Source organism: Mesorhizobium album (genome assembly GCF_033977205.1).
GTDB lineage: Bacteria > Pseudomonadota > Alphaproteobacteria > Rhizobiales > Rhizobiaceae > Mesorhizobium > Mesorhizobium album.
On record NZ_JAVIIW010000103.1, the window covers coordinates 1 to 2,565 of the forward strand.

The window sequence follows — 2,565 nt, forward strand, 5'->3', positions numbered from 1 at the left end:
CGGTAACGCAGGATCGAAGGTAGGAACCAGCGGAATCCGAAAGTTCTGGGGTTTGTGCCTGCCCCGCCCAGACGGCGCGTGACCAGCACGACCTCGCCCGAGGAAAGCGCCAAGATGTCCTCGATCGGCAGCTCCCGGGCAATGCGGCCGATCGGATCGAGCAGCCGCGCGAGCCCTTTTGTGGGTGAGGCCGCCAGCACGCCGAAGGTGCCGTCCTTGAGGCCGATCAGGGCAGGACAAGGAACGGCGGCGAGCCGCTTGGCCGTGACGCCGCGCAGGATACGCGAGCGCAGCTCCAGCATATTGGCGCCGCGGACGATATCCTCGGCCGCAGCGAAGCGCCCCGTCAGCGCGAGCTGATGGCGCATTTGCGCAGGATCGGCGGCGATACGGTAATATCCCGCGATCACCGCCAGCCCGGCCAGGCCAGAGTCAACCGGCGTGACCGGCGGCGCGGGGGCTGGTTCGAACCTGGACAGCTCGGTCGGAGCACGCGCTGGCTCGGGCGGCGGCTTGGCCTCCGCGGTCACCCCGGTCAAGTCACTGTTCCCTTGGTCCACTGCCACCCCCCGAAAAAGGGGCCGAGCCGGGGGCCGGCTCGGCCGAAGCCCCAAACCGCTACACTGTGGGCGCCGTCAGGTTGACGTTGAGTGTGCCTGTCCCTGCCTCCGTGAGGTTGGTGTTTGATCCGCTGTTGAACGCGTCGTAGTCCTGCAGCGCGAGATTGAAGGACATGTTGACGGGCTGGCCGACATTGAAGGTCGAGACCGACACCGCGCCCATGTCGAAGGAGTCCTTATTGTTGTAGACGGTGCCGATATTGGTCGCCAGCAGCCGATCGAAGCCGGTCGCCGTGCTGACGAGGATAAACTCTCCCGGCGCTAGCTTCACACCTGTCAGATCTACGCCATTGGTGTCGCCCGTTGGCCCGAAGTCCGCTGTCACGGTCTGGCTGACGCCGCCGGTGCTGAACGACTTGGTCCCATCCGCTTTGAAATCGGCGAGGGTGCCGGTGATGTTGCCGCTCCCGTCCTCGGTCACGATCTTGACCTCGGTGATTGCCTCATGCGTGGCGCTCGCGTCGGAAGGGAATGTCCCTCCAGGCGAAAGTGACGTCGCCTCCGGGACCTCGTAGGCGTCGAGGCGGATGTCGACCGTCTTTCCCGTCGGACTGACCTGGCTCAGTGTGAAGCCCGCGTTGTTGACCTCGTAGTGATCGAGATAGCCGAGCGTGCTTAGCGACTTCAGATCCGTCGTGGTGGTGATCGAGTGGACGTTGTCGACGAAGTCGAGGCGGATGGCCTTGCCGGGCGCGACCGACTGCTTGTCCGTGCCGACGCCGATCGAGCTTGGATTGACCGTATCGACGCCCGGCGAGAGCCCTGTGAAGACGACCGACTTGCCGGGGCTGACGGGCTGTTTCGTCGTTGGGTTGAACGGCAGTGAGAACCACGCGTAGTTGCCGGCCGGCACGTCGGCGAAGTCGCTGAAGGTGAAGTTCGAGCCGTTGCTGATCGCCTGGAGCATGTTGTAGGTGTAAGTGCCGGCGGTGGCGTCGAGGGTGATTGTGAACACCTCGTCCGCCGTAATGATGGATCCGCCCGCGCCGCCGGGAAGCCCGGCGCCGGTCGAATCGGTCGTCGCGGTCAGCGTGCCCGTGCCGAAGCCGAACAGGTAGATGTCGCTCCCGCCCGCTTGCAGATTCGTGGTCGCGCCGCCGTCGAGCTTGCCCGTCAGCTTCGAGCCGTTCGTGCCGGTAAAGGTCAGGGCACCGAAGCCGTCGCCGCCGGCGTGTTCCTTGATGGTGAGCAACTTATTTGGATCGACGGTTCCGTCGGCGGCATCCGTGTTGATCAGATTCCCGGTAAAGCTCGATCCGGCGGCGTCCTTGACGTTGTCCGCGCTGACGATCGCCTCCGGATTGAAGTTAAACGGCACGTCGTCGATCACCGTGACCGCCCAGGCGTTGGCCGGAGCTGTCGCAGTGCTGCCGTCATAGTCGGTCGCCAGGATCAGCGAACTGAAGTCGAGCTTGGTCTGGCTCGAGTCGTTCGCTCCCGGCGCCTGATCGATGGGGGCCTTAAGCGTGAAAGTCCAGGCGCCCGTCGCCTCGGTCAGCGCCAGCGTGAACACGGTTGTCGCTCCTGCGCTCGCGGTCAAAGTGTCGACGCCGCCGCTGCTCGTCACCAGGTAGGTTATCGCTGTCCCGCCTGATTTCAGGTTTGACGGCAGCTTGGAGGTGTCGGTTGACATCGTGAACGAGAGCGGCACGTCAGCCCCCGGCGCGAACAACGAACTGACCGAGCCTGTTGCCGTGGCGCTCGTACCGGTCGCGTCGGGAAGTTTATTGGTCGACAGTGCGTCCTCATCGACGCTCCCCGACGACGACGAGTTTGCGATGAACGTCGGCTGGTCGTCGATGATGGTCAGCGTCAGCGCGTTGCCGGCCGCCGCCACCTTGGAGCCGTCGAAGTCCTTCGCCTGGATCAGTGAACTGATGTCGAGTGAGGCCGTCCCTTCCGGGGAGCCGTTCTGCGGCGTTTCGTCGTCGATCGGCGCCGAAAG

2 protein-coding genes are annotated in these 2,565 nt (G+C 64.6%); both read right to left on the bottom strand.

All coding sequences use genetic code 11. The features are described from left to right. Window positions 1–530, bottom strand: a 530-nt coding sequence (locus tag RFN28_RS34290) for a cysteine peptidase family C39 domain-containing protein (RefSeq protein ID WP_320291548.1), incomplete at its 3' end; no start/stop codon positions are given. A gap of 88 nt (window positions 531–618) precedes the next feature. Further along, window positions 619–2,565: T1SS-143 repeat domain-containing protein (locus RFN28_RS34295; RefSeq protein ID WP_320291547.1), on the bottom strand; the 1,947-nt coding region annotated here is incomplete at its 5' end.